Origin of the sequence: Streptomyces sp. URMC 127, assembly GCF_051386535.1 — a bacterium.
GTDB lineage: Bacteria > Actinomycetota > Actinomycetes > Streptomycetales > Streptomycetaceae > Streptomyces.
On the sequence record NZ_JBPQTW010000406.1, the window covers coordinates 1 to 2305 of the forward strand.

General features: G+C 78.2%; 1 protein-coding gene and 1 pseudogene. One reads left to right on the forward strand and one right to left on the reverse strand.

Annotation, left to right across the window (positions count from 1 at the left end; all coding sequences use genetic code 11):
• A pseudogene (locus ACSNOH_RS34500) lies at window positions 1-513 on the forward strand (hypothetical protein); the annotation flags it as partial.
• A 33-nt stretch (window positions 514-546) separates the two neighbouring features.
• Here ACSNOH_RS34500 and ACSNOH_RS34505 read toward each other — a convergent pair.
• Window positions 547-2073, reverse strand: a complete 1527-nt coding sequence (locus tag ACSNOH_RS34505) for a phytoene desaturase family protein (RefSeq protein ID WP_436725395.1) — start codon at window positions 2071-2073, stop codon at window positions 547-549.
• Between the last annotated feature and the right edge of the window lie 232 nt (window positions 2074-2305).

Consider the following 2305-nt stretch of genomic DNA (forward strand, 5'->3'; position numbering starts at 1 on the left):
GCGGACGACCCCGGCGCGCCCGCCGCCGCACAGCCGCCCCTGGCCTCACCGGCCGGCGACCCCGGCGCGGGCTACGGAGGCTACGGCGACACCGGCTACGCCACCGCCCCCGCGCAGGACGGCGGCTACGCCCCGTACGGCGACCAGTACGGCACCCAGCCGCAGGCCGCCCCCGCGGCCCCGGGCCAATTCGACTACGGGCAGGGCCAGTACGCCGCCTACTCCGACCCCTACATCGGCAACCGGCAGCAGGAGTACGACCCGTACGGCTCCTACGGGCAGTATCCGCAGCAGACCGCGGCCCAGCCGTACGACATGGGCGGCCGGCCCGCCGGCGCCTACGCCCCGGCCCAGCCGTACGACATGGACACCCCGCCCGGCGGGGTGTGGGTGCCGCAGCAGCGCGACACCGACCTGCCGCCCGCCCCGCAGGGCTACCCGCACGCCTACCCCCAGCAGCCTCCGGCCCAGGGGTACGGCGAGCAGCAGTACAACGAGCAGCACCGCTACTGAGCCGCGGCCCGGGGCCCGCCCCGGGCCGCCGCGCTACTGCGAGCCGCGCCAGTCCGCCCCGGAGACGATCAGGCCGGCGGCCATCGTCCCGGACATCCCGGCGTGGGCGAGTCCCCCGCCGGGGTGGGCGAAGCCGCCCGCCAGGTACAGGCCCGGCAGCGGCGTCGCGTTGGCCGTGCGGAGGTAAGCGCCCCCGCCGCCGGCCAGCACCGGCGCCGGAACGCCCCCGCCCTCGGCGCCCGTCGCGCGCTCGGTGTCGGCGGGCGTGCGGACCTCGTGCCACAGCAGCCGGTCCCGCAGGCCCGGCAGCAGGCCCTCGGCGGCGTCCAGCATCCGCTCCGCGAAGCCGGCGGCCGTCGCCTCGCCGTCCCAGTCGACCCGGCCGTGCGGGGCGACCGTGGCCGTCAGCGTGACGGCCTCGTGGCCCTCGTCGGGGCGGACGTCCGGGTCGTCCGGGCGCAGCACGGTCACCGTCGGCCGGTAGTCCAGCGCGGCCGGGCCGCGCGCGCCCTCCCCGAAGACGCCCGCCAACTCGGCGGCCCGGTCGGGGGCGTGCACCACCGTGCGGTGGGCGGCGCCCGCGGCCCGCGCCCCGCGCAGCGCGAGGAAGACCGTGAACCGGCCGGGCGGCACCGGCGGCCCGGGCCGCACGGCGGGCCCGCAGGCCGCCGGAGCGATCCGCCGCAGCACGCCGGGCGAGACGCCGGCGACCACCATGTCCGCCTCGTCCACCCGGCCGTCCGCCAGCTCCACGCCGGCCGCACGGCCGTCCTTCTCGGTCACGGCCACGACGTCGGCGCCGAAGACGAACTCCACGCGGCGCTTGCGGCACCGCTCGTGGACGGCGTCCGCCAGGCCGCGCATCCCGCCGCGCACGTACCAGCTGCCGAAGGTCTGCTCCATGTACGGCAGGACCGTCGCGCTCGCGGGCGCGGTGCGCGGGTCCAGCCCGTACGCCAGGGCGTGGCTCTCCAGCAGCGCCGCCAGCCGGGGGTCCTTCAGCTCCCGCTCGGCGACGGCGGCCAGCACGGGCGGGGTGCTCCGCCGGAACAGGCCGCGCTTGCGCAGCCCCGGGTACGGGTCGTGGCCCAGGGCCTCCAGGTACTCGGGGTCGGCGAGCAGCGGCTCCTCCAGCAGGGGCCGGCGCGTGGCGTCCCACACCGCGCGCGCCCGGTTCACCAGCTCGCTCCAGCGCTCGCCCGCGCCGGACCCCACGGCCTCGTCCAGCGCCCGGACCACACCGGCCCGGGAGGCGTTGGGCAGGGCCACGGAGGTGCCGTCGGCGAAGACGTGCGCGCTCGCCGGGTCGACCTGGACCAGCTCCAGGCTCTGCTCCAGCGACTCCTTGCCCGTCTTCACGAACAGGTCGCGGTAGACGGCCGGCAGGTGCAGCAGCCCCGGCCCCGTGTCGAAGGCGAAGCCGTCCCGCGTCATCCGTCCGACGCCTCCGCCGTGCGTCGCCGCGCGCTCGTACACCGTCACCCGGTGGCCCGCGACGGCCAGCCGGGCAGCGGCCGTCATCGCGCCCATCCCGGCGCCGATCACCGCAATCCGTGCCATGGGCACGACTTTATCCGGCGCCGACGGCACCGCGGCCCGGCGGCTGAACGCCGGGAGCTGAGTATCCGTACTCAGCCGGAGAGATGAGTAGGCGCACGGATGGGCCGCGGCCCGCCGCGCGGAAGAGTGGTGCCCACGGAAGGGGCGCGGCACCGGCACCGCAGGCACGGGGCTGCGGAACGGCGCGGCACCCCCGACGTGACCGGGGGGCGGGGGCCCTGCGGGGCCCGGG